Annotated in this window: 28 protein-coding genes and 1 pseudogene; 12 read left to right on the forward strand and 17 right to left on the reverse strand. The window is 65.7% G+C overall.

What is annotated here, in order from left to right; translation table 11 throughout:
* The 3 genes from VFH65_RS24345 to VFH65_RS24355 form a co-directional block, all read right to left on the reverse strand.
* A partial coding sequence (locus tag VFH65_RS24345; RefSeq protein ID WP_353324969.1) for a Fic/DOC family N-terminal domain-containing protein occupies nucleotides 1-482 on the reverse strand: 482 nt, incomplete at its 3' end.
* Nucleotides 483-664: 182 nt separating this feature from the next.
* Entirely contained in the window at nucleotides 665-973 is a 309-nt protein-coding gene (locus VFH65_RS24350; protein WP_353324971.1) for a DUF732 domain-containing protein, read from the reverse strand.
* Nucleotides 970-1,284, reverse strand: coding sequence for a DUF2218 domain-containing protein (locus VFH65_RS24355; RefSeq protein WP_353324973.1), 315 nt, complete (start codon nucleotides 1,282-1,284; stop codon nucleotides 970-972). Before VFH65_RS24355 ends, VFH65_RS24350 begins: the two co-directional genes overlap by 4 nt.
* A gap of 69 nt (nucleotides 1,285-1,353) precedes the next feature.
* Between VFH65_RS24355 and VFH65_RS24360 the strand changes: the two genes are divergently transcribed.
* Nucleotides 1,354-2,103 carry an MBL fold metallo-hydrolase gene (locus VFH65_RS24360; protein WP_353324975.1) on the forward strand — a complete coding sequence of 250 codons (750 nt, stop codon included), beginning with the start codon at nucleotides 1,354-1,356 and terminating at the stop codon, nucleotides 2,101-2,103.
* Nucleotide 2,104: 1 nt separating this feature from the next.
* Here the strand turns inward: VFH65_RS24360 and VFH65_RS24365 are convergent, their stop codons facing one another.
* Both VFH65_RS24365 and VFH65_RS24370 read right to left on the reverse strand, forming a co-directional pair.
* Nucleotides 2,105-2,836 carry a ZIP family metal transporter gene (locus tag VFH65_RS24365; protein WP_353324976.1) on the reverse strand — a complete coding sequence of 244 codons (732 nt, stop codon included), beginning with the start codon at nucleotides 2,834-2,836 and terminating at the stop codon, nucleotides 2,105-2,107.
* Between the two features lie 47 nt (nucleotides 2,837-2,883).
* A complete protein-coding gene (locus VFH65_RS24370; RefSeq protein ID WP_353324978.1) occupies nucleotides 2,884-3,258 on the reverse strand; it encodes a hypothetical protein in 375 nt (124 codons plus the stop codon).
* A gap of 44 nt (nucleotides 3,259-3,302) precedes the next feature.
* Between VFH65_RS24370 and VFH65_RS24375 the strand changes: the two genes are divergently transcribed.
* Complete coding sequence (locus tag VFH65_RS24375; RefSeq protein WP_353324980.1) at nucleotides 3,303-3,650, forward strand: DUF732 domain-containing protein; 348 nt, start codon at nucleotides 3,303-3,305, stop codon at nucleotides 3,648-3,650.
* 3 nt (nucleotides 3,651-3,653) lie between these two features.
* On the opposite strand, the gene VFH65_RS24380 is transcribed toward VFH65_RS24375, so the two are convergent.
* The 3 genes from VFH65_RS24380 to VFH65_RS24390 form a co-directional block, all read right to left on the reverse strand.
* Nucleotides 3,654-4,595: an antibiotic biosynthesis monooxygenase gene (locus tag VFH65_RS24380; protein ID WP_353324982.1), complete on the reverse strand. Its 942-nt coding sequence runs from the start codon at nucleotides 4,593-4,595 to the stop codon at nucleotides 3,654-3,656.
* A 72-nt stretch (nucleotides 4,596-4,667) separates the two neighbouring features.
* On the reverse strand, nucleotides 4,668-5,138 hold the full coding sequence (locus tag VFH65_RS24385) for a lipoprotein LpqH (protein WP_353324984.1): 471 nt from the start codon (nucleotides 5,136-5,138) through the stop codon (nucleotides 4,668-4,670).
* 132 nt (nucleotides 5,139-5,270) lie between these two features.
* Nucleotides 5,271-5,705, reverse strand: coding sequence for a lipoprotein LpqH (locus VFH65_RS24390; RefSeq protein ID WP_353324985.1), 435 nt, complete (start codon nucleotides 5,703-5,705; stop codon nucleotides 5,271-5,273).
* A 17-nt stretch (nucleotides 5,706-5,722) separates the two neighbouring features.
* Between VFH65_RS24390 and tgt the strand changes: the two genes are divergently transcribed.
* Nucleotides 5,723-6,955 (forward strand): tRNA guanosine(34) transglycosylase Tgt, encoded by a 1,233-nt coding sequence (gene tgt / locus VFH65_RS24395; RefSeq protein WP_353324986.1) that lies wholly within the window; start codon nucleotides 5,723-5,725, stop codon nucleotides 6,953-6,955.
* 4 nt (nucleotides 6,956-6,959) lie between these two features.
* On the forward strand, nucleotides 6,960-8,183 hold the full coding sequence (locus tag VFH65_RS24400) for a cytochrome P450 (RefSeq protein WP_353324988.1): 1,224 nt from the start codon (nucleotides 6,960-6,962) through the stop codon (nucleotides 8,181-8,183).
* Here VFH65_RS24400 and VFH65_RS24405 read toward each other — a convergent pair.
* On the reverse strand, nucleotides 8,180-8,824 hold the full coding sequence (locus VFH65_RS24405) for a TetR/AcrR family transcriptional regulator (protein WP_353324990.1): 645 nt from the start codon (nucleotides 8,822-8,824) through the stop codon (nucleotides 8,180-8,182). The two genes, VFH65_RS24400 and VFH65_RS24405, sit on opposite strands and share 4 nt — an antisense overlap.
* Before the next feature lie 75 nt (nucleotides 8,825-8,899).
* Between VFH65_RS24405 and VFH65_RS24410 the strand changes: the two genes are divergently transcribed.
* Genes VFH65_RS24410 through VFH65_RS24420 form a run of 3 tightly spaced genes read left to right on the forward strand, consistent with a single transcriptional unit; the run spans nucleotide 8,900 to nucleotide 12,578 of the window.
* Nucleotides 8,900-9,997: a methyltransferase gene (locus VFH65_RS24410; protein WP_353324992.1), complete on the forward strand. Its 1,098-nt coding sequence runs from the start codon at nucleotides 8,900-8,902 to the stop codon at nucleotides 9,995-9,997.
* A gap of 53 nt (nucleotides 9,998-10,050) precedes the next feature.
* On the forward strand, nucleotides 10,051-11,256 hold the full coding sequence (locus tag VFH65_RS24415) for a saccharopine dehydrogenase family protein (protein WP_353324994.1): 1,206 nt from the start codon (nucleotides 10,051-10,053) through the stop codon (nucleotides 11,254-11,256).
* Nucleotides 11,256-12,578, forward strand: a complete 1,323-nt coding sequence (locus VFH65_RS24420; protein ID WP_353324996.1) for an acetyl-CoA hydrolase/transferase family protein — start codon at nucleotides 11,256-11,258, stop codon at nucleotides 12,576-12,578. Before VFH65_RS24415 ends, VFH65_RS24420 begins: the two co-directional genes overlap by 1 nt.
* 138 nt (nucleotides 12,579-12,716) lie before the next feature.
* Here VFH65_RS24420 and VFH65_RS24425 read toward each other — a convergent pair.
* The 4 genes and pseudogenes from VFH65_RS24425 to VFH65_RS24440 form a co-directional block, all read right to left on the reverse strand.
* Nucleotides 12,717-13,190 (reverse strand): annotated as a pseudogene (locus tag VFH65_RS24425) (transporter substrate-binding domain-containing protein); the annotation flags it as partial.
* Between the two features lie 74 nt (nucleotides 13,191-13,264).
* Nucleotides 13,265-14,137 carry a tRNA glutamyl-Q(34) synthetase GluQRS gene (gene gluQRS / locus VFH65_RS24430; RefSeq protein WP_353324997.1) on the reverse strand — a complete coding sequence of 291 codons (873 nt, stop codon included), beginning with the start codon at nucleotides 14,135-14,137 and terminating at the stop codon, nucleotides 13,265-13,267.
* A gap of 13 nt (nucleotides 14,138-14,150) precedes the next feature.
* Nucleotides 14,151-14,519 (reverse strand): hypothetical protein, encoded by a 369-nt coding sequence (locus VFH65_RS24435; protein WP_353324999.1) that lies wholly within the window; start codon nucleotides 14,517-14,519, stop codon nucleotides 14,151-14,153.
* A 29-nt stretch (nucleotides 14,520-14,548) separates the two neighbouring features.
* Complete coding sequence (locus tag VFH65_RS24440) at nucleotides 14,549-15,850, reverse strand: aspartate aminotransferase family protein (protein ID WP_353325001.1); 1,302 nt, start codon at nucleotides 15,848-15,850, stop codon at nucleotides 14,549-14,551.
* 46 nt (nucleotides 15,851-15,896) lie between these two features.
* Here VFH65_RS24440 and VFH65_RS24445 point away from each other — a divergent pair, with 46 nt between their 5' ends.
* Entirely contained in the window at nucleotides 15,897-16,910 is a 1,014-nt protein-coding gene (locus tag VFH65_RS24445; protein ID WP_353325003.1) for a phosphotransferase enzyme family protein, read from the forward strand.
* Here the strand turns inward: VFH65_RS24445 and VFH65_RS24450 are convergent.
* Together VFH65_RS24450 and VFH65_RS24455 are read right to left on the reverse strand one after the other, a co-directional pair.
* Nucleotides 16,861-18,015, reverse strand: coding sequence for an MFS transporter (locus VFH65_RS24450; RefSeq protein WP_353325028.1), 1,155 nt, complete (start codon nucleotides 18,013-18,015; stop codon nucleotides 16,861-16,863). The two genes, VFH65_RS24445 and VFH65_RS24450, sit on opposite strands and share 50 nt — an antisense overlap.
* 96 nt (nucleotides 18,016-18,111) lie before the next feature.
* Complete coding sequence (locus VFH65_RS24455) at nucleotides 18,112-18,777, reverse strand: helix-turn-helix transcriptional regulator (protein WP_353325005.1); 666 nt, start codon at nucleotides 18,775-18,777, stop codon at nucleotides 18,112-18,114.
* A gap of 92 nt (nucleotides 18,778-18,869) precedes the next feature.
* Between VFH65_RS24455 and VFH65_RS24460 the strand changes: the two genes are divergently transcribed.
* Both VFH65_RS24460 and VFH65_RS24465 read left to right on the forward strand, forming a co-directional pair.
* Nucleotides 18,870-19,346, forward strand: a complete 477-nt coding sequence (locus tag VFH65_RS24460) for a DoxX family protein (protein WP_353325006.1) — start codon at nucleotides 18,870-18,872, stop codon at nucleotides 19,344-19,346.
* A 74-nt stretch (nucleotides 19,347-19,420) separates the two neighbouring features.
* Entirely contained in the window at nucleotides 19,421-20,947 is a 1,527-nt protein-coding gene (locus VFH65_RS24465) for a PucR family transcriptional regulator (RefSeq protein ID WP_353325008.1), read from the forward strand.
* Nucleotides 20,948-21,002: 55 nt separating this feature from the next.
* On the opposite strand, the gene VFH65_RS24470 is transcribed toward VFH65_RS24465, so the two are convergent.
* Both VFH65_RS24470 and VFH65_RS24475 read right to left on the reverse strand, forming a co-directional pair.
* Entirely contained in the window at nucleotides 21,003-21,659 is a 657-nt protein-coding gene (locus VFH65_RS24470; protein ID WP_353325030.1) for a response regulator transcription factor, read from the reverse strand.
* Nucleotides 21,659-22,669 carry a HAMP domain-containing sensor histidine kinase gene (locus VFH65_RS24475; protein ID WP_353325009.1) on the reverse strand — a complete coding sequence of 337 codons (1,011 nt, stop codon included), beginning with the start codon at nucleotides 22,667-22,669 and terminating at the stop codon, nucleotides 21,659-21,661. Before VFH65_RS24475 ends, VFH65_RS24470 begins: the two co-directional genes overlap by 1 nt.
* A 130-nt stretch (nucleotides 22,670-22,799) precedes the next feature.
* On the opposite strand from VFH65_RS24475, the gene VFH65_RS24480 reads away from it, so the two are divergent.
* Together VFH65_RS24480 and VFH65_RS24485 are read left to right on the forward strand one after the other, a co-directional pair.
* Nucleotides 22,800-23,090 (forward strand): hypothetical protein, encoded by a 291-nt coding sequence (locus VFH65_RS24480; protein WP_353325010.1) that lies wholly within the window; start codon nucleotides 22,800-22,802, stop codon nucleotides 23,088-23,090.
* Entirely contained in the window at nucleotides 23,074-23,568 is a 495-nt protein-coding gene (locus tag VFH65_RS24485; RefSeq protein WP_353325012.1) for a CBS domain-containing protein, read from the forward strand. The genes VFH65_RS24480 and VFH65_RS24485 overlap by 17 nt, the downstream gene beginning before the upstream one ends.

The raw sequence follows: 23,568 nt of genomic DNA on the forward strand, positions 1-23,568 counted from the left end.
TGGCCCGCTTCGCTTCCATCGCTTCCATCGCTTCTAGTACCGCGTACCAGCATCTGGTGCAGGCTCTCCAGCATCCCCACACTGATCGTTCGCCCCTCGCGCATCCAGCTGTAGGCGGTCTCGGCGGCCAGCACGTAGTTCTGAACCTCGCCGACTGATCCCGAGAGCTGCTCCCGGGCCAGGAAGTCAGCTTCGAAGACGTCGGTGAGGGCGGCGAAGGTGCCCTCCAGCGCCGATGTGCTGACGGCCTCGCGGCGAATTGCGGGGCGCGCCAGCAGCGTTGGGTTGGGTAACAACGCCGTTGCTTGATCAGCCCGCGCCAAAGCAGCGGTCGCTTCCACCACCTGGGAGTACGTCAGAGGATGAAGTTCGATCATTTCGGGCAGATCGTCAGGGACGTATGCGAAGTGCTCGAACTCCTCGTTGAATCTCGGATCGAAGCCCTGAATCGGCACAACCTGGCCGATCGGGCTCTGCCTCAATGCGTCAATGTCCACAGCGTTGTCTGTTCGTTCGTACCTTGAATTCTCCAGATGTAATTTCAAGGTTACGCCTCAAACCTTTAAAACTGGCCTAGACATTTCAAGTTGGTCAGACCCCGAAGTTCAGTTTGGATGAAGCGCTATCGGCGGCATCCGCGGCCTAGGACGACGGCCCGAAAGCCTCAGGTCTTGTCGTCGTGCTGCGGACAGAAGTACAGCGGAGCGCCGGCCATTACATAGTTGGACAGGCTTTGGTCCTTCGTCGCCGCGTCCACCGTCGCCACTATGGTTTCCCAATCAAGCCCGCGATCGTATTGCGCACACACGCCTTTGGCGAGGTTCGCGATCGTCGCGCAATCACCGGTATAGCCCACGCCCGCCATATCCCGGCAGAAATCGGCTGCGGGGTCGGCGGCGGCACTCGGAACTTGGGTCAACGACGCAAACGCGCCGGCCAACATAAGCGCTGCTGCAGCGGCGGCCCTCATCATGAGTCGACCGTGTCCCGGTTCCACACGACGGACAGCTCGTCCTTCTCGCCGAACCGGACGAGGTGACTGCCGACGACCTCCTCCAGCCGACCGAGCTCACCGCACGGCGCGGTGATATCCAGGTGTAGCTGGTCACCCTTGGCGGTGATGGTGGCGCGGCCCTCGCCGAGGTCGATCCATCCGGTCGAGGTGTCTTCCGACCACTCTCCGCCGTTGCGGCGTCCCAAGTGAGACGCCAGCTGCTTGCCGTACCGCTCTGGACGGTCGGTGATCACGGTGGCGCGCGTCGAGGCTGAGTCGTCGTTCGTCATGGTCCGCTCCTTTCTACGCCTGTGTACCCGGCTTCGTGGGACGGCACGCGCTGCCGCAGACTTCAGTGCATGGGACTGGTCGTCGAAGAGCTGGAAGAACTCGGTGTCATCCGCTTATCGCGGTGGGTCTTCAACTGTTACGTCATCCGTACCGACGACGGCGGTGCGGTAGTCGTCGACGCCGGTCTGCCACAGACCCCCGACGACGTTGCACCGTATCTCGACAGGCTCGACGGCCCGGTCCACGCGATCGTCGCCACCCACGGCCACAGCGACCACGTCGCAGGCGCTGCCGAGGTGGCCCGTCGCTACGAGGCTCCAATCCTCTTGCCCGCCAAGACAATCACGTACCTCGACGGAATCCAGCCTCGAACCCCGACCGCTGCCGCCGCCGCTCGCATCTGGCCGACCCTGCTCGATCAGTCCCTTGACCGGCGCGGCATCGGCGGCCTGATATCCGGTAGCCGCATAGCGGGATACGGCACCCCGGCAGGGATGCGTTGGTCCGGCCCACTTCCCGCGGGCGGCCTTTCCGACGGCGAACAACTACCCGGTGCTCCCGCGTGGACAGTGATCGAGGTCCCCGGGCACACCGACGACAGCGTTGCCTTCTGGAACCCGGAGGCCCGGCTTCTGCTGTCGGGCGATGCGGTCTTAAGCGCGCGTGGACGGGCCTGGCACACGCCCGAAACCGTCGACGACGGAGAGGCCACGCGTACCCGCACACGACTTGAGCAGCTAGCTGTCGCACACCTGCTGCCGGGCCATGGGCGCCCGGTGCACCAGCCCACGTCCGTGTGGGAGCACCAACGTCGCTAGCTCAGGCGGCGAGCACGAACGAAAGGAAGAAGCCGCCCGCAGTCGCAAAGGCGTTGAGCGGCCGGCCGTGTTCGAACGCTTCAGGCATCAGAGTGTCGGCAAGTGAAGCCAGCACGGCACCGCCGGCGAACGACAGCGCCACGGCAAGCAGGTGCTCGCTCAATCCGGCTGCCGTTGCCCGGCCCACCACGACGGCCACCGCCAACAGCACCGCACACAGCACCCAGGTCAGCACGACGATGCGCGGACTGGTTCCGGAGTTGCGCATGGCGACGGCGCCGACCAGCGACTCGGGCAGGTTGGAGAAGAAGATCGCCACCAGCAGGGACAGCGACGCCCCGCCCACCAGTGACACCCCGAGTGCGAGGTTCTCCGGCACCCCGTCCAGTGTCACCGCTGCCAGCAGCGCCAGACCAACTCCGCCGCGCGCACCGGAGGCAACGACCTCACGCTCTTCGGGCCCCGACTTTCCACTGATGTACTTGTCCAACGCCGTGTCCACCGCGACGAACGTCGCCGCCCCCGCGAGCAGTCCTAGCCCGGACCGCAGCGCACCTCCCATGTGGAAGGCTTCCTCGAACAGTTCGAAAGCCAGCGCTGAGATCAGGGCGCCGCTGGCGAACGCCAACAGGACGCCGGTTACCCGCTTCGGTGGGCTCCACTTCGCGCCGACGAGCGAACCGATGACCAGGGCGCTGGACGCTGCCAGGCCGAAGAACACGGCGGTCAGCACTGCGGCATGATGCCCCGCTCAGGCGCTGCCCAAACTCTTCGATCTCGCTAGCGCTGGTAGAAAACGGCGCTGTAGTCCGCGGTCCAGGCGCCGTCGATGCAGCTCAGCGGGACGCCGTCGGGGGACTGCGCCACTCCTGTTTCCTGACCGCACAGTGACCGCAAGGTCCGCATGCCGACCAACGGCGGCGACGCTATCCACTGGCTTCTCGAACTGCAGGCCAAGGTGTTGCCCCCCGCGTCTATGCCGAAGTTGTAGCGGGTGTTCTGCGTGCACGACTCTCCTTGTACGGCGCCGCGATCCACGTAGGGGACGCAGTCCGCGCCGTCGCACCACCCCGGCACCGCCGATGCAATCGGAGAACTCAACATCGGTGCGGCGACAAATCCACATGCCAGCGCAGCTGCAGCCAAGAGCTTCATGGGATCAGCGTAGGGCGACCGGCGCGGGAGTAAAGTCAGTTGCCATGAAATCGCTTGCAGGGGCCCTCCTCGCAGGCATGTTGTCGACAGCCGCATTGGTCGCCGCGCCCACCGCCAACGCCGACGTCGTGGCCTACCTCGTCAACGTGCACGTGCGGCCCGGCTACAACTTCCCCAACGCCGATGCGGCCATCGGCTACGGGCAGAGCATCTGCGACCGGGTCGCGGCGAAGATGGGCTACGCGCAGCTTGTCGACCAGGTCAAGGCGGACTTCCACACCGCGGACTACTACCAGGGCGCCTACTTGATCAACCAGGCCGTCAACGAGCTGTGCCCGGCCCAGATCTGGCAGCTGCGAGAGTCGGCGGCCGGCTACACATTGGCGGCCTGACGGTCAGCCGTGTAACCAGAAATCCAGCCATGGCACCGCGGCGAACAGCCATAGCGTCGCCGTATACCCCGCGATGACCACCAGCGCGCCCAGCGCCGACACACTGACCGATGCACCGTCGACCGGGTCCAGCCAAGGAGTGAAGGCCCGAGTGGCCAGCGGCATCAGCGCATAGGTCAATGCGGCGACGCTGACGATCTGGCTCAACCACATCGACAGCCACGGCTCGGCGCCAATGTCCTTGAATACCGGACCGAGGAACCGCGACAGCATCATCACTGTCGGATAGAGCACCAGCAGCACCAGCATCGCCGTCTTCCACTGCGGAGTGACCTTCGGCCGACCGCGGTCAAACCGCAGGATCGAGCCGAACGGCGCATCGACGGACAGGGTGCGGAAGTCCTGGGTCAGATGCGTCCGCAGCTGCTTGAGCTGGCTTGCCCGCTCGCGGGAGTCCGACCACGCGCCGAGCTGCTCGTCGGTGCGAAAGCACAGAATCGATGTCCACTGCTCGCCCTCATCCTCGGGGCCCGGTGGCAGCAGAACGGTGCCCGTGTAGCCGGGGAACTGCGCCGTCGACCTCACGATCTGGTGCTGCGCGATGACGAAGTCATCGGTTCGGCCCTCGATCACGTCGTGGCGGAACACCGCAGTGCCCGGCGGCAATCGATGCCCCTCGATGATCAGCAGGTCTGACGACTTACGAAGCAGGCCTTCGGCACTCGACAACGGGTCGGTATCCAGCCAGGCATGAAGATCCTCGACTGTGTCGAAGGTCGCGGCGACGGCCGGCTGCAGTCCACCACCGGTCAGCGCCAGCCGCAGCGACTTGAATCCCCGCATCGCCCTCGCCGCGTCGGTCGCCCGGTCGAACCACGTTTGCAGTTCGTTGTCGCCGACCGGATGCAGCAACACGACGGCCGTCGGAAATGACTTGTCGGACATGCGGACTCCTTCACGACAACGGCGGCGCCCCTTTCCGGGACGCCGCCGCCGCGTCGAACTACGGATACCTGACTACGGGCAGGTGACCTCGATCTCGAACGGCTTGGTCACCGGCTGCATCGGGTTGGCCATGTCCATTCCCGTCGCGGTTCCCGAGATCTTGTAGGTCTTGTCGTCCTTCTCGGCCTTCGCTTCGGCTCCCGGCGTGCCGGGCGCGTAGCCCAGGCTCACACCGTTGATGTTGCCGAGCGCGACGGACTGGACCGTGGGTGAATCACCCTCGGTCAGCACCGCGCCGATGCCCGAGGCGCTGCCCGTGGCGCCGAGGGCGATGTTGACCGTGCCTCCCATGGTCGCGCACGTGACGGAGCCGGACACGTTCTGGTCTTGGCCGTCGATCGTGACTGTGGACTTGCCCTCCGCCGAGGCTGCCGCCGACGTCTCCCCCGAAGTCTCGGACTTCTTCTCATCTGAACCACAGCCCGACAGGCCTGCGATGACGATCGCGGCGCCGCCTACGGCGACCAGGAACCCACGCTTCACCCTTGTTCTCCTTTTGTTGTCGTGATCCGTCAAGATCGGCGGATCATCCCAAGCAGTATGGTGTGCGACTTACCCATGGGCGTGCAATTGGGCGAAAAATTTGCCAGCGGGTCGGCGGATGGCCTTGCGAGATCAGCAGGCCACCTTGATCGCGAACGTGCCTGCGGCCCGGAAGCTGGGCTTGGCGGTGTCGAAGCCGTCGGCCGTGCCGGTGATGTCGTAGGTCCGGTCGGTCATGACCACCTTCGCGGTGCCTCCCAGTCCGGCGTTGTAGCTACCGGTGAACCCGCCGACGTTGTTGATGCTGACGAATTCGGCGGTCAGCTCGTCTTTGTTGGAGACCATGGCCGTGATGCCCGACCGCTGATCCCCGGTATCGATCGTGGTCAGCGACCCCGTGGACGAGCACTGCACCGCTGTGGTGGTTCCCGTGTCCTGGCCGTTGACGGTGACCTGGGCGCTGCCCGCGACCAGTGCGCCCGGCGGAGGTTGGTACTGCGGCGTTTCTGACGAGCACCCGGCGATCGCGGTGACGGCTACGGCGGCAACGACCCATCGATATCTCACAGTGCAGAATCTACGACGTGGACGAGCCCTTTTTCAGCGTTGACGCAGAGCTGCCCGGTCAGCTCGGTCGCGCCGGGGTGATCCGAACCCCACATGGCGACATCCACACCCCGGCCTTCATCGCCGTCGGCACGCAGGCCACCGTCAAGGCGGTGCTGCCGGAAACCATGAAAGAGCTTGGCGCGCAAGCTGTTCTGGCGAATGCCTATCACCTATACCTGCAGCCCGGTCCCGACATCGTCGACGAGGCAGGCGGGCTTGGCGCTTTCATGAACTGGCCGGGTCCGACATTCACCGACAGCGGCGGGTTTCAGGTGCTGTCGCTGGGTGCCGGCTTTCGCAAGGTGCTGGCGATGGACACCGCGCGCGTGCAGGCCGACGACATCATCGCCGAAGGCAAGGAGCGTCTCGCCCATGTCGATGACGACGGGGTGACCTTCAGGTCGCATCTGGACGGCTCGACCCACCGGTTCACTCCCGAGGTGTCGATCCAGATTCAGCACCGGCTCGGGGCGGACATCATCTTCGCGTTCGACGAACTGACCACCCTGGTCAACACCCGCGGCTACCAGGAACGATCGGTGCAGCGCACCCACGACTGGGCGGTGCGGTGCTTGATTGAACACCGCCGGCTGACCGCGGCTCATCCCGAGCGACCGTCGCAGGCATTGTTCGGTGTGGTGCAGGGCGCCCAGTACGAGGACCTGCGCCGGCAGGCCGCACGTGGACTGACGCGCATCGTCGGCGAGGACGGGCACGGGTTCGACGGCTACGGCATCGGCGGGGCGCTGGAGAAGCAGAACCTGGCGACGATCGTCGGGTGGGTCAGCAGCGAGCTGCCGGTGGACAAGCCGCGTCACCTGCTCGGTATCAGCGAACCCGACGATCTGTTCTCCGCCGTCGCGGCGGGCGCAGACACCTTCGATTGCGTGTCGCCCTCACGGGTTGCGCGCAACGCGGCGGTGTACTCGACAACCGGTCGCTTCAACATCACCAACGCCGCCTACCGCCGCGACTTCGGCCCGATCGACGACGACTGCGACTGCTACACCTGCGACCACTACACCCGTGCGTATCTGCACCATCTGTTCAAGGCGCGGGAGCTGCTGTCGGCGACGCTGTGCACGATCCACAACGAGCGGTTTGTCATCAGGCTCGTCGATCAGATCCGCGCGGCGATCAGAGCGGGCGAGTTCGACGAGCTGCGTGGCCACGTCCTGGGCCAGTACTACTCGACGCGTGCACAATAAGAGGATGACGACCACCGCGGACCCGCAGACGCTTCTGCTGCAGCTTCTCGACCCGTCGAACAGGGCCAACCCGTACCCCGCATACGAGCAGATCCGCGATCGCGGGCCGTTGCAACTGCCGGAGATGACCTTGAACGTCTTCTCGTCGTATCAGGACTGCGACGAGGTGCTGCGCCATCCGTCGTCGGCCAGTGATCGAATCAAGTCGACCGCCGCGCAGCGCGAGTTGGCACAGGGCGTCGAGGCTCGCCCGATTGGTCCCCCGGGATTTCTGTTTCTCGACCCGCCTGATCACACGCGGCTGCGCAGGCTGGTCAGCAAGGCGTTCGTGCCGAAGGTCGTCAAGGCGCTGGAACCCGACATCACCGCGATGGTCGACGCGCTGCTCAACACCGTCGAGGAGAAGGGCCATTTTGATGTCATCGCCGACCTGGCCTACCCGCTTCCGGTCGCGGTGATCTGCCGGCTGCTCGGCGTCCCGATCGAAGACGAACCCCAATTCAGTCGCGCGTCAGCGCTGCTCGCCGCGGCGCTGGACCCGATCATCTCGTTCACCGGTGAATCGCATGACAAGTTCGACGAAATGCTCGAGGCCGGCATGTGGCTGCGTGAGTATCTGCGCGACCTCATCGCGCGCCGGCGCAGCGATCCCGGCGACGATCTGATGTCCGGGCTCGTTCACGTCGAGGAATCCGGTGATCAGCTGACCGAGGACGAGATCGTCGCGACGTGCAACCTACTGTTGGTCGCCGGCCACGAAACCACGGTGAACTTGATCGCGAACGCCATTCTGGCGATGCTGCGCAGCCCGTCACAGTGGACCGCGCTCGCCGCCGACCCGCAGCGGGTGTCGGTCGTGGTGGAGGAGACGCTGCGCTACGACCCACCTGTGCAGTTGATTGGCCGAATTGCCGCTGACGACATGACAATTGGCGAGGCGACCGTTCCGAAGGGTGACGTCATGATGCTGCTGCTGGCCGCGGCCCATCACGATCCTGCGGCGTTCGACTGTGCCGATGAGTTCGACCCGGATCGCGAGAACCTGCGCCACCTAGGCTTCGGCAAGGGCCCGCACTTCTGCCTCGGGGCGCCGCTGGCGCGGCTGGAAGCCGCCGTCGCACTGTCCGCCGTCACCGCTCGCTTCCCACACGCGCGGTTGGACGCCGAGCCGCTGTACAAGCCGAACCTGACGTTGCGGGGAATGGCGCGCCTGGACGTCGCGGTCTAGAGGCCGGGCCGCAGCAGCAACTTGGGTATCGCTTCGGCTAGCCACTGCTCGTATCTATCCGGCGACCAGCCCAGGTCCACGGTGAGCGCCGAATATACGTAGGGCGACTGAATGGTCAACAACACATCCGCGGCTTCGGCCACGGACAGACTCGGACTCAGGGCCGACCCCAATTGCGTGATCCAGATTGGTCCGGCGGCGCGGACATCTCGAACTATCTTCTGGCGCAGTTCTTCCAAGGCCGGATCGGTGGCGGCGGATTGCTCGAGGACCCGCATCAGCGGTGCCACCCGTTCGTGCATTGACCGCACGAAATGTGCTGCGGCGGCGAAGTACACGTGTTGCTGCTCGCTGGTGGGGTCGGCCAGCGCCGGCAGCCGATCGGCCAGACGCTCGGCTTCGTAGTCACCCACAACGGCGACGTCAATCGCCCGGGACAGCACCGCGGCCTTCGAACCGTACGTGGCGTACACGGTCTGCGGTGACACATCGGCCGCCGCGGCGATCTGGTCGATGGACGTCCCAGCGAAGCCTTGTTCGACGAACAATGCCGCCGCCGCTTCGACGATCCTGCGCTGGCGCATCTCCGCATCGGCTCGTCGCCGGCTGTTGTTGTACGTGCGCCGAGGAGTGGTTGACATCGATCGGCCGCCTTACCTATAGTCAACTATATTGAATATATGTAGCACTATTTAAATGTACTACAGGAGGTCGCCATGGCAACCACCCTTCGGACCAGGGTCCCGCCGGTTGCAGTGGTGAGACTGGTCGAACGCCTCAGGCACCGCCTCTACCGGGCCAACCAGAGACTGGTCCCGGCGCCGGTCGCAATGGCCGAAATGATTCTGGCCGGGTGGATGTCGCAGGCCATCGAGGCCGCTGCGGAACTCGGCATCGCTGATGCTCTCGCGGAGGGTCCGCTGGCGGCAGACGACCTCGCGCGGCGGGTGGGCGCAGACCCCGATGCCGTGAATCGACTGCTGCGGGCACTGGTCAGTCGCGGCGTGTTTCGCCTACACGGCAACGGCGCCTACGGGCTCAACGCGCTTGCCGACACGCTTCGTTCCGATGCGCCGACATCGATGGCCGGAGCGGCGATGTTCTATGGGTCGCCGCAGCACCGCGAGGACTGGAGCACCCTGGCCGAGGCCGTCAGATCTGGCAAGGCGACCATACCGGTGTTGCGGGGCAAGCCGGCCTTCGAATACCTCAACGAGGATCCCCATTTGGCGAAGCTCTTCAACGACGCGATGACGAGCATCTCCGCGCTTGTCCAGGATTCCGTGGTTGCAGCATTCGATTTCAACGCATACCCGGTTGTCGTGGACGTTGGTGGCGGGCACGGTCGCCTGCTGGCCGCGATAGTGGCGGCTGCACCATCCGCGCGCGGTGTCCTCTACGAGTTGCCGGAAGTCGCTGCGGGCGCACAGTCATTGCTGACGAACCTCGGTGTCGCGGAACGGGTTCGAATTGAGACCGGATCGTTCTTCGACAGCGTCCCCGCGGGTGGAGATGCCTATGTTCTCAAGCACATCATCCACGACTGGCCAGATGACGAGGCGGTGCAGATCTTGCGCAATCTTCGCGCGGCCGGCGATGCGAACACCACCCTACTGCTGGTGGAAACCGTGATTCCCGAGCACGACCGCGAGTTCATCGGCAAATGGGCCGATCTCGAGATGCTGCTCGGCGCGAACGGTCGAGAGCGCACCGCGGCGGAATACCGCGCGCTGCTTGAACGCGCCGGCTTTCGGATGACTCGTGTGGTGCCGACCGCATCGCCGTTCAGTCTGGTCGAGGCCAAGCCCGGCTGACCGATGTGCAGAATCGGCGTGACCGAGTGCGCATGCCAAGTACGGTCTAGCGCATGCGAATCCTCCTGGTAGGCGCCGGTGGCGTCGGCTCGGCTTTGTGCTCCATCGCTGTGCGCCGAGACTTTTTCGACCAACTGATCGTCTGCGACTACGACGAAGCACGGGCCAAGCAGGCCGCTGACGCCGTCGGCGACGGGCGGTTCTCGGCAGCGCAGGTCGACGCCACATCGGCCGAAGCCGTAGCCGATCTCGTTCGGCGACACCAGATCACCCACGTCATGAACGCCGTCGACCCGCGCTTCGTGATGCCGATTTTCAACGGCGCGCTGGCAGGCGGCGCGGACTACCTCGATATGGCGATGAGCCTGTCACACCGTCACCCCGAACTTCCGTACAGTCAGACCGGCGTCAAGCTCGGCGATGAGCAGTTCGCCGCGGAGGATCAGTGGCGCGCGGCCGGGCGACTGGCTCTTGTTGGGATCGGTGTCGAGCCGGGCCTGTCAGACGTGTTCGCGCGGTACGCCGCCGATCATCTGTTCTCCGACATCGACGAGCTTGGCACCCGCGACGGGTCGAACCTCACCGTCGACGGCTACGAGTTCGCTCCGTCGTTCTCGATCTGGACCACCATCGAGGAGTGCCTGAACCCGCCGGTGATCTGGGAGGCCGACCGCGGCTGGTACACCACCGAACCATTCAGCGAGCCGGAGGTTTTCGACTTTCCCGACGGCATCGGCCCCGTCGAGTGCGTCAACGTCGAGCACGAGGAAGTGCTGCTGATGCCGCGCTGGGTCAAATGCAAGCGGGCGACGTTCAAGTACGGCCTCGGCGAGGAGTTCATCGACGTGCTCAAGACGCTGCACAAGCTGGGGCTCGACCGCACCGAAAAGGTGAAAGTCGGTGGGGTAGAGGTCAGTCCGCGCGATGTGGTCGCGGCGTGCCTGCCCAATCCCGCGACGCTTGGCCCGAAGATGCACGGCAAGACGTGCGCGGGGCTGTGGGTGACGGGCACCGGAAAGGACGGCAACCCCCGGTCGACCTACTTCTACCACGTCGTCGACAATCAGTGGTCGATGGCTGAGTACGGCCACCAGTGCGTGGTCTGGCAGACGGCAATCAATCCCGTTGTCGCCCTTGAGCTTCTGGCCAACGGCATGTGGTCCGGCAGCGGCGTGCTGGGGCCTGAGGCATTCGACTCGGTGCCGTTCCTCGAGCTGCTGACCGCGTACGGCTCGCCGTGGGGTCAGAAGGAGCTCTGATGCCAGAAGAACTCACCGCGGAGCAGGCCGCTGCGCGCCTGGCGACCGCGGACGCGCTGGGGATTCCGCTGGGCCCCGGCCAGCCTCCCGCTTTCATGCGCGCGTTGGGGGAGCGTAAGGACTGGACAGACCTGCGCGTCTACGGGGCGCTACTCGCCGTCGGTACTGAGCTGTTCTCGCGCTCGGGCGTTCATTACGTGTCGGGCTTTTACGGTCCGCTCGAGCGGGCCTTGCGCGGCATGGGCGCCGACATCGAGTTCGCGCCTGCGGACTTTCGCCGCTTCGGGCCGCTGCTAGAACGTCAACGGCCGCGCGTGATGACGACCGTCGCGACGCCGCCCGATGCCGACGGCTGGTGCTCTCTGTCGCTGCATGCCGGCGGCACGATCAGCGAATTGCACCGTGCGGGAGCCGATCCCGATCGACTGCTCGTCGTCGAGGTCTCGGACGGCTACCCGCGAACGTTCGGGCTCGGCGAGCAATATCGCCATTCGCTGCACGTCGACGAGATCGATGTCCTCGTGCGCTCTGCTGACGCGCCGCTCGCGCTGCCAGGAGGCGGGGCGGCGCCTACCGACGTCGACCGGGCGATCGCGCGGCACGCCGTCGCCTTCATTCCGTCCGGTGCGACCCTGCAGACGGGGATCGGTTCGATTCCCAGCCAGATCGCCACGCTTCTGGCCGAAGGGGACGGCGGCGATTATGGCCTGCACAGTGAGATGTTCACCGACGGCTGCATGCAGTTGCACCGCGCAGGCAAGGTCACGAATGCGGGCAAGGGCCAGCACGACGGGGTGAGCGTGACGACGTTCGCGTTCGGCTCGGCGGAGCTCTACGCCTGGCTCGACGGCAACTCCGAGGTCGCGTTCCTGCCGGTCGAGGTCGTCAACGCACCGGAGGTGATCGGCGCGAACAGCGACATGGTCACCATCAACGGCGCGCTGGCGATCGACATTCAGGGCCAGGTCGTCGCCGATACGATCCACGGCGACCAGTTCAGTGGGATCGGCGGCGCTGAGGACTTCGTGGCAGGCGCCGGGCTCGAGCTGTCGGACCGCTCACTGATCTGCCTGCCCTCCACGTTCGAGAAAGACGGCGCACTGCAATCGCGGATCGTGCCGTCGTTCGGGCCCGGCGCCGTGATCACCACGCCGCGGCACCAGGTCGACGTGATCGTCACTGAGTACGGCGCCGCGGAACTGGAGGGCAGAACCGTCCGTCAGCGCGGCGAGGCTCTCGCGGCGATCGCGCACCCACTGTTTCGTGACGAGCTGCTTGCGGCCGCCGAGCGCGCGTCGAAGGGCCGCTCACCCGTCGCGTGACCAAGCGCGAGCGACCGCAAAGTGCCAACAATCCACGGCGTGTCGCGTGCAGACACGGTCGCTCGCGGTGAAGTGACTAGAGCGGGTTGAGAATGCGGTCGAGGAACTGACGCGTTCGCTCCTCCTTGGGGTCGCCGATACGGCTTCGACCCTGGCACCGGCCTTGCGGGCCACCTCCGACCAGTTGCTGGTGGCATTCTCCGCCGCGACCTTGCCTTTGAGGTCGGCCAGCGAGGTGATCGAGTTGTCGTTTGCACGAGTAACGATGACACCTTCGCCGACAGAGTAAGGCTGTGACAGGTCGTACTTGGCCTGGCGTTCGGCGTTGATGGTGACCTCGTTGGCCACGACGTCTAAGCGGTTGGCCTCAAGGGCGGCGAACATGGAATCCCATGGCGTCTCGACGAATTCGACCTTGACGCCGATCTTGTCACCGACCGCCTTGGCCACGTCGACGTCGTAACCGACAAGCTGACCCGACGCGTCGTGATAGCTGAACGGAGAGTAGACACCTTCGGTGCCGACCCGCAGCACGCCAGCCGATTTGATCGGGTTGTCCTGGTTGCCGCCAGACGAGCCGCACGCCGTGAGCATCAGCGCCGCGAGCAGCATCACGAGCAGCGCTCTTCGTGGATAGTGCACCGGCGGACGCTAGCAAGGCAGCGGCCGCAGCCCAAGGGTTCTGTTCAATCGGGCCGGTATATCCATGGGTGCCGCGGCAGCTGCGTCGGATCGAACCGCGCCAGCAGCTGGTCCAGATCCGACGCAGGCCAGCCCAGCGACTTGGTGATCTGCGCGAACGCCCGCTCAACGCCGATCTCGGCGAGCGTCACAGCGCCGTCGCGCTTGGCCAGCCGTGCCCCGTCCTCGTTGAGTACCAGCGCGACATGCGCGTACGTCGGCTCGGGATAACCCAACAGGCCGGCGAGGTACGCCTGCCGTGGCGACGACGGCAACAGGTCGTCGCCACGGACCACCTGGTCGATGCCGCCGGCGGCATCGTCGACCACCACGGCGAGGTTGTACGCCGCGACACCGTCCCCGCGCCGGACGACGAAGTCGTCGACGATGCCGGTGTAGGGACCGTGCAGCAGGTCGTGCACGGTATAAACGATCGCGTCGGTGCGTAGCCGCAGCGCTGGTGGCCGCCCCGTCTCGCGGCGCCGGGTCTCGCGTTCGGTGTCGGTGAGATCGCGGCACGTGCCGGGATAGGCGCCCTGCGGCGCGTGGGGAGCTCGCGGCGCCTGCGCGATATCCCTTCTGCTGCAAAAGCATTCGTACAGCAATCCACGTGTGGTCAGCTGCGCGATCACGTCGTCGTACCGCTGTGGATGCTCGGATTGCCACTCGGCAGGCTCATCCCACGCCAGCCCGAGCGCCGAAAGGTCGTCGAGTTGGCGCTGGGCGATATCGGAATGGGTGCGGTCGTCGAGGTCTTCCACGCGCATCAGGAATCGGCGGCCGCTCGAGCGGGCGAACAGCCACGCCAGCACCGCGGTGCGCAGGTTGCCGATGTGCAGGTCGGCCGATGGGCTCGGGGCGAACCTGCCTGCGGTCACCTCCGCAATGTAACTAGTCGCGCTCCCACGGCGCCGTTTCGCCCATCTTCTTGTAGTACTTCGCGAGGTGGCTCTTCACCCGGTCGATGTCGTCCTTGGGCAGGTCGACCCCGCCGCGCGCGCCGTCCATGATCGCGCCAGCCGCCATCACACCGCGAGGGACGACTTCCAGTTTGTCGTCGACGACATCGGCGATCAGCAGCTTGTAGCCGGTGAAGTTGTCCTTCTTTTCGCTGTCGTACCAGACGTGGGCATCGCGGTACTTCTCGTTCGGTTCGTCCTCGGCCTTCGCCCATTTGCGGACCCGTTTCTCGGCGGCGTCGCCGTCCCAACTGCGGTCCCGGTCAGCGAGTGGCAAATCTTGAAACGCTGTTACTGACATCTTCCAGGCGTGCCCACATCACCGCTTCGTTAAACGGCAAGCGCCGCCTCGAATTCCGTGCAGAACCAATCGACGTCAGACGAGGAAAACACCAGCGGCGGACGGATTTTCAGCACATTCCCATCATGTCCACAGACAGAGATCAGCACGTGCCGTTCGCGCAGCGTGTTGACGAGTGCGCGTGCGCCCGCCCGGTCCGGTGTCTTGGTGTCGGGGTCGCTGACCACCTCGACGCCGACGTACAGCCCGGCGCCGCGCACGTCGCCGATCCGCGAATCGCGGGCGGCTATGCGGGACAATTCCTTGCGCAGATGGGCGCCGACCTCGGCAGCCCTGCCCAGCAGATGCTCGTCCTCGATGACGTCGAGCACCGCGCCCGCAGCAGCCATCGCCACCGGATTGCCGCCGAACGTATTGAAATACGGCATGCGCACGGCGAACGGGCGCAGCACCTCCGAACGCGCAGCCATCGCCGCGACCGGGAAGCCGTTGCCCATCGGCTTGGCCATCGTGACCAGGTCGGGGAGGACACCGTGCCGGGAAAAGCCCCACATGGAGTCGCCGGTGCGGCCAAACCCCGGTTGCACCTCGTCGGCGATGAAGACACCGCCGTGCCGGTGCACGACGTCGACGGCGGGCGCGAGCACTGCGGGGTCTGGGTAGATGCCGTCGGACGCGAAGATGGTGTCGGCGATCAGGCAACTGACCCCGTAACCCTGGCCACAGAGCTCGTCGACCGCACGGGCCACGTCGGCGGCGAAGCGCGCTGCCGCGTCGGGGAATCGGTAGCTGTCGGGCGGCGGGACGACGCGCACGTGTGCAGGCAGCGACGTCGCGTCGCCGAGGGATGGCGAGATCGCGGTGACGGCCGCGGTGTTGCCGTGATAGGCGTCGCAGGTGACGATGATACCCGTTGCGCCGGTGGATATTTCGGCGACTCGCAACGCCAGGTCGTTGACCTCCGAGCCGGTGCAGGCGTACATCACCTGGTCGATCTCATTCGGCATCGTCGCCAGCAGCCGCTCGGAGTAGTCGACGATGCCGCGGTGCAGATAGCGGGTGTGGGTGTTCAGCGTCGACATCTGCTGCATCACCGCATCGGTGACGTGCGGGTGGCAGTGCCCCACGCTTACGACGTTGTTGTAGGCGTCCAGGTAGCGCACGCCGTCCGCGTCGAACACGTGGCTGCCCTGCCCGCGCACCAGATGCACCGGACGGTCGTAGAACAGCCGGTTCGCCGGGCCGAGTACACGCTCACGGGCCGCGATCAGCGGGTCACCGTCACTGTCGGCGGTGTAGCTGTTCGAGTCCATGATGTTGGAGAAGCTCACCGGGCTCAGTCTGCTGCATCCGGCGTCGTCCTTCAGAATGTGTGAGATGTCCGGACTGCCGCCCGATCATGAGAGCTACGCCCGCGCGGCGCTGCCGGCCTACGGGCGTGACCGCGACGCTCCATTGCGCCTGCTGAGCCTGTCGGAAAACGCCACCTATCTGGTGGCCGACGCTGATCCGCTGGTGCTGCGGGTGCACCGGCCCGGCTACCACTCGCTGCAGGCGATCAGGTCCGAGCTGAGCTGGATGGCCTCGCTGCGTGATGAGACGCCGGTGGTGACCCCGGAGCTGATCCGGGCGCGCGACGGCAGCGATGTGGTGACCGCCGCCGTCGGGGACAACACGCTGCACGTCGACGCGGTGACGTTCATCGCGGGCTGCACCGCAGAGGAGAATCCGGACGCCGTCGGCTTCGACGAGCTGGGTCGCATCACCGCCGTGATGCACGACCACGTGCAGAGCTGGTCCGCGCCCGAGTACTTCACCCGATTCCGCTGGGACGTCGACTCGACGCTCGGCCCGGCGGCGCGGTGGGGCAACTGGCGCCTGGCGCCCGGGCTGACCGCACCCGATACCGACGTCATCGAGCGCGCGGCCACCGAAGTCGGCCGCAGGCTCACCGAGTTCGGCTGCGGCCCTGACCGTTTCGGCCTTGTGCACGCCGACCTGCGGATGGCTAACCTGATGGTCGACCCCGCAGATCCGGCGTCGCCGATCACCGTCATCGACTTCGACGACTGCGGCTGGTCGTGGCACCTGTTTGATCTCGCCGCGGTGGTGTCGTTCCTCGAAGACACCCCGATGGCGGAGGTCATGATCGCCGACTGGCTGCGCGGATACCTTGCGGTGCGCAACATCCCGGCCGACCACCTGGAGATGATCCCAACTCTGGTGATGCTTCGTAGGCTCATGCTGACCGCATGGGTGGCCTCACACGCCGACGCCGATGCGGCGATCGCCTTCACCGACGGCTACGCGACGACCACCGCCCGGCTGGCCGAGCGTTACCTCAGCGATCGCGATTGGCTGCGCGACGCCATCCATTCGTCGCGAGTATGACCGAAACCGCCAGGTAGGGCAGTGCCAGCACGGCGAACGCGCCGCCGTGGCCTCCGGTCTGAGCCAAGGCCGCGTAGCTGCCGTACACCATCAGAGTCGCGACGTCGGTCGACATCCCGGCCAGCGACGTAACCGTCGCGCGGGCCGGTCCCGAGATGCTGTCCTGCAGGCGCGTATCGGCCACCACGGTGGCGAGCTGGAAGATGCCGAACGCCGCCGCAACGGCCACCACACCCGAAGGATGGCCGGCCAGCGCGCCTGCCGCCAAAAGTACGGAGCCGCAACAGATCAGCAGCCCCAGCCGAAGCGTACCGATCCGGCTGGCCCTGCCAGCGAGCAGCCCTCCCGCTGCCGCGCCTGCCCAGACGACGACCATCAGCAGCGCGACGTCGCTGTCGGTTGCGCCAGTGCTGGCCAGCAGCAGCGGGGTGTACTCGTCGAGCGCGCCCCACACCGATGCCACGGCCGCCACCAGCAGGACCGCCGAACGGATCCGCCGCGACCGTCGCGCTTCGGCCACACCGGCCGCAAGGGCGCTGGTCCATCCGGGTTCGATGTCCTCGCCGGGAAGCCGAATTCTGTTCTCCGGGAACAGGGTTGCAATCACCGCGGACAGCAGGCTCAGTCCGGCGCTCGCAGCCCCGACGGCGACGAACCCGCCGACAGACAGCAGGGGAGAAGCGACGACTCCGGCGAGCATGGCCGCCAGCACGCCGGCCACCTTCCCGCGGCCCATCAGGGCCGAGTACTTCCCGGTCGCGCCGATCTGCGCCAGCTCGTCATAGACCAGTGCCTCGAGCGCGCCAGAGGTCAAAGCGGTCTTCAGGCCCCACAGCAGGAAGCCCAACGCGAACATCCAGTAGCCCGGAAACGTCACCCACAGCGCGAATGCGACCGCCGTCAGCAGCGGGCCGGTGATCAGGAGCCCGCGACGCGAGGTGGCGTCGGCCAATGCGCCGGAGGGCACCTCGAAGGCCATGCTGGAGACCGACCAGATGACGAACAGCGACGAGATCTTCCACACGGACAGCCCGGTGTCGCCGAACAACAGCGTGTAGACCGGATACAGCAGGACGAAGTCGTCGAGAAACGAATACGCGTACAGGGTGCCGGCTAGGCGTCGATAAGTCGTGCTGCCCTTGGGGCGTCTAAATCAACATCGCCATGTCATGGCATCGAGAATATCCGAGGTCTTCCGAGATCAGGCGTCGTGCACCACTACGCAGCATCGGTCGGTATCGGGCTCGAGTTCCGCGTGCGCTCGCGGGTGGCCACAACCGGCGATGACCCCCTCGACGAGGCGCAGATTCAGTCCGCACACCACATCTCGGTGGTCCTGGGCGACCAAGTGAAACGGGCAATTCCGGAGTTTGATGCGGCCGGCGTCGTCCGCCTGGGGTAGGTAGCCGCAGTTGCGCAGCGCTGTCACCACGTTTCCCCCGGTTTCAGCACCGACGCGCCGGCCCGCCTCGTGCGCGGCGTCGTTCACGGCCTGTTGCACTGTTCCGCTGGTGTCGTGCTCGACGGATGCGACGAGCAACCGGGCGAGTAGTTCGTAGTCCCTTGGCGGGACGCTGACGGTGATCTCTTGGGCGGCTCGGGTGTAGAGCTTCGCCGGGCGACCGGCGCCGGGACCCCCACGACCCGCCGGGCGTTGATAGCTGACGGCCAGCAGGCCCGCGTCGGCCAACTTGTCCAAGTGGTACGCGGCCAGGGTGCGTCCGATCGACGCCGCGGCCGCCGCCTGCTCCCGCGAAACCGGTCCGTCGTTTTCGGTCACGTACTCGTACAACTTCCGCCGCAACGGGTCTTCGAGGTGACTCAGACCGGTCAACGCCGCCAGCACACCTGGTCGGTCAAGCGACATGACCCAAATCTAACACCAAAAAGTATTGACAAATAGCAGAGCGTAGGACGACTCTAAAAACAGTTCTGATTGGTCTTAGAAAGGGGATTGAGATGACCGCCTCAGCACTACCTTCCTCATCCGTCCACACCCGTTCCGAGGTGCTGCGACGAGCACGCTCCGACCCGGCCTACGCGGCGTTCCTGGCGTTGCGGATCGGGTTCACGGTGCTACCGATCGTGTTCGGCCTCGACAAGTTCACCAACAAGCTCACCAACTGGGAGACCTACCTGGCCCCGTGGATTGTCGACATGAGTCCGATCAGCGCGCACCAGGTGATGCTGGTTGTCGGGGTGATCGAAATAGTCGCGGGCATTGCCGTGGCGATCAAGCCGCGATATGCCGCATACATCGTCGCCGCGTGGCTCGCGGGCATCATCGTCAACCTGCTGAGCTACCCCGGCTTCTATGACGTGGCGTTGCGTGATTTCGGGCTGCTGCTGGCCGCGCTGACACTGGCCGGACTTGCCTCGGTGTACGACCCGGCCTGGCGTCGGCGCCCGAAGGCAGGCCCAGATTCCGCCGCATAGCCGAGGGTCTTCATCGCCAGTTGAGACGCGGGGTAGCTGGTTAGGCTTGGTGATCGGTTAGGTAGGAGCGGCGAGTGGTCACGTTAGACCGGCTGGTCAATGTGCTGGGGGGCTACGGCGTCCGCTTGCGTTTCTGTCCGATACCGCGGTCAGCGGAGTTGCGAAGCGTCGTCATGCATGAGGTGGCCGACGATCGCACAGTCGTCGGTGACGTGTTGCTCGGTATCGGTGCCCGCTCAGTCAAAGAAGCGGTGCGCTGGGCAGCCTCGGCACACGCGGTTGTGGTGCTGATCCGCGGCGGCGATGACGACACCACGTTCGGTGGCGCGGACGAGGGCGTCGCGGTGATGGTGGTGGACCCGGCGGTGTCCTGGAGTGAATTGGCCGCAGTCATCTACGGATTGGTGATGGAAGGCCGCGAAACCGAATCCGGCCGTGGTCCAACGGATCTGTTCGCATTAGCCGACAGTTTGGCCGAGGCCATCGGCGGCGCGGTCATCATCGAGGACCGGCTCTCGCGCGTGCTGGCGTATTCCAGGCTGCACCAACACGCCGACCCGGCGCGCGTGGCGACGATCCTTGAGCGACAGGCACCGGAGCAGTTGCGCGCATTCTTCGACGCCCGTGGCGTGTACACGCATCTGGCGGCCTCCGACGAGCCCCTGTTTGTCACCGAGGACACCGAGTGTGGGATGACTGGACGCATGGTAGTGGCGGTGCGCACCGGACGAGAGCTCATGGGATCCGTGTGGGTTGAGTGTGGGGTGCCGTTAGACGGGTCCGCGCTCACCGCGTTGGCGGACGGCGCCCGCACGGTGGCCTTGCACCTGTTGCGCTCCCGTGCCAGCGCCGACCTGGAACGTCAGGTCGAATCGGAACTGGTGATTCGGCTGCTGGAAGGCACCGCCGATGCCGCCACCGCGGCCAGCCGCCTCGGCCTACCGCACAGCCTGTTGCGGGTCATCGCGGTGCAGGCGTTCATCGGCACTGAACGCGACGCATCCCTGCTGTTGGCGTTTGAGCGCGCCACCACTGGGTTCGGCTGGTCACGGCCGGGCCGCAGCGCCCTGGCCGGCAACACGGTCTACACCCTGCTGCCCGGCGAGCCATCGGCGGCGGCTCGCAAGTGGGTCACCGGTCTGAAAGCGGCGTTACCTGAGCGGGTGACACTGTTGGCCGGCATCAGCGGGGCTGCCGTGGTCGCTGACCTCGTGGCGGCACGACAAGAGGCCGACGAGTGTCTGGCGCTACACGAGATGTGGCCCCGCGGCGCCACGCCTCCGGCCTACGACGAGTCCTGGGACGACATCCTGCTGCAGAGGCTGCGCACGGCCGCGCGGTCAGGCCGCTCCCCGGACCGGGGGCCGGTGGCCGAGCTGCGCCGCCACGATCTGGCCCACGCCACCGAATACGTGATCACACTGCGGGCCTGGCTGGAGGGTCAGGGCGATCCCACTGCGGCCGGAGAGCGATTGGGAGTGCACGAGAACACCATTCGTTACCGGCTGCGCAAGATGGCCGAGGTCGCCAATCTGCAACTGGACGATGCGAAAAAGCGGCTGGCGATGATGATCGAACTCGCTGCCACCGACACCGACTGACGTAATGGACAGTGTTCTGGCTGATCCAATCCGGCGCCTGAGTCAGGGATTCCGATCATGGTTCGATCAGCCCGGCCCGGATGGCGTAGCGGGTGAGTGCCAGGCGATCCCGCAGCCCTAGTTTTTGCAGAATGTTGGCGCGATGCCGGTCGACGGTTTTGGCGCTGATGCCTAGTGTTTTCGCGATCTCTCGGGTCGAGTAGCCTTCGGCGACCAACTTCAGTACCTCCTCTTCGCGCGGCGTGAGGATGTTGTCCGGCAACGCTTCTCCGTGTTTGGCGCGATGCAAATAGTCCCGGATCAGGGCGGTGACCGCGCCGGGGTAGAGGAATGGCTCGCCACGCATCGTTGCGCGGCATGCTTCGAGCAGGTCGCGGTCGGCCACCGACTTGAGGACGTAACCGGATGCGCCCGCCTTGAGGGCTTCGAAGAAGTACTGCTCGTTGTCATACATTGACAGGATCAGCATCCGGACGTGGGCGTGTGTTCTGTTGATCTCGCGCGCGGCTTGAAGCCCGGTCATTCGCGGCATGGCGATGTCAAGGATGGCTAGGTCTGCAGGCGTGTGGTCGAGTGCCGCGAGCGCTTCGTATCCGTTGGAGGCCTCGGCCACCACCTGAAGGTCCGGCTCGGCGTCGAGAATCATTCGCAGCCCGCTGCGAACGAGCGCGTGATCGTCGGCGAGCAGAATTCGGGCCGGGTCTCCAACCATCACGGGCCCTGCTGCATGCGTAGCGGGATGGTCAACCGCACTTCGGTTCCCCGACCACTGGGCGATGTGATGGTGAGATCGGCGTTGACGAGCAAGGCGCGCTCGCGCATGCCCTTGATTCCAGCGCCGTCGATGACCACCCCGCCAATCCCGTCATCGGCCACGCGCAGGCTGAGTTGTTCGGCGCTGGCATGTAGATCCAGCCACACCTTCTGAGCCCGGGCGTGACGCGCGATGTTGGTCAGACTTTCTTGCGCGACGCGATAGCAGACCAATTCGGTCTCGGGATTCAGGCGGGCGAGTTGAGGAACGATGTGTTTGGTGACGACGATCCCAGTGCCGTGAGTGAACTCGTTGCACAGCGCGTTTAGCGCGCTGTGTAGTCCGAGGTCCTCGAGGGTGTCGGGGCGCAGTCGGCGAGCGATGCCGCGTACTTCATCGAGACTGGCACGCACCGTTTCCTGGGTGTCGTGAAGATCGGCGCGCAGTTCGGCTGGTGCCCTGTCGACGACACGTTTGAGGGCGAGCAGGGCCACGGTGAGGCTCTGCCCGATTTCATCGTGCAGTTCACGCGCAATGCGTTGGCGCTCGCCTTCTTGCCCCGCGAGCGCTGACGCGCTCGCCGAGGTTCGCTCGGCTTCCAGCCGGTCAAGCATGGCGTTGAACGACGCGATGAGGTGATGCAGGTCGCCGTTGTGGCGGTCGTCGATACGGTCACTGCGCCGCGGCGGATCGACCCGCCGCATCGTGCTGGCTAGTTGGTCCAGCGGCGCCAGGCTCGACCGCAGCAGCAGGGCGTTGGCAGTGAGAATCACCGCCAGCCCCACGACAAGCACCGGGATTTCGGTCACCCTGATGCGCGCCGACACGGTCGCTGGCGACAGAGCAAGGACCAGGGTGCCGAGGGCGAAGACCAGCCCGTTGATCACAAATACCCGCCGAAACAGTGCGGCCGCAGGGGTGCGCGCACGGCGCCGGAATCGCTCCACGACCCGTCCACGACGGTTCATACCTCCAGCGTGAGCCGTGTGGTTGGGGTTGTCCATACACGACGTATCCCCGCGTGAATGGGTGTCAGACCCCATGGTGGCCGGTCGCCCTGCCGCGCAGACTGGGCGTCACTCGCCGGGAGGAGCGTCGATGCGCATCGATCGGACAACGGTGGCCGGCAATGGCGTACTGCACCACATCGTGCCCCGTCGCGGGGGGCGGTTCGGTCTGCTGGTCGACGCCGACAACACGCGGCATCTGTTCACCTACGAAGAAAGCGATCCCGATGTGCCCGCGCAAGCGATCCTGCTGGAGCCCGACGAGGCCGACCAGGTCGCCGAGATCCTGCACAACCAACCGATTACCGATCGCCTCCTCGCACTTGAACGACGCATGCGCGAACTGATCGGGGAACGAGGACACTATGACCAATACAGCTAGCGTGCAACGGAACGAAGCCATGCAAGCACACGAGATCGCGGTGACCCCGCCCACGGTTCGCACCGATGATCCGGTGGCCAAGGCGGTACAGGTGGTGGTGGTGAACCGGCTGCCCGGGTTGATCGTCGTCGACGACGAGGATCGCCCGATCGCGGTCTTGCCGGGTACACAGGTGTTGCGCCTGGCGATTCCCGGGTCCTACCAAGACGATCCCGCGCTGGTACGGACCGTCGACGAGGTTTCGGCAGACCTGTTCTGGCGCGAAGCAGGCAGCCTCACCGTCGGTGATTGTCTGCCCGATCCGGTGGCCAAGCCTGCCACCGTGTCACCGGACGCGACCTTGCTCGAGATCGCGACCGTCATGGCGAAAAAGCACAGTCCGCTGATCGCCGTCGTCGACAACACCGGCAGATTGACCGGTGCGGTGACGCTGGAGCGGCTCTTGACCAGTTTGGCGGTTGCCGGGCCCGGTGACTGA

Source organism: Mycobacterium sp. (assembly GCF_035697385.1).
GTDB lineage: Bacteria > Actinomycetota > Actinomycetes > Mycobacteriales > Mycobacteriaceae > Mycobacterium.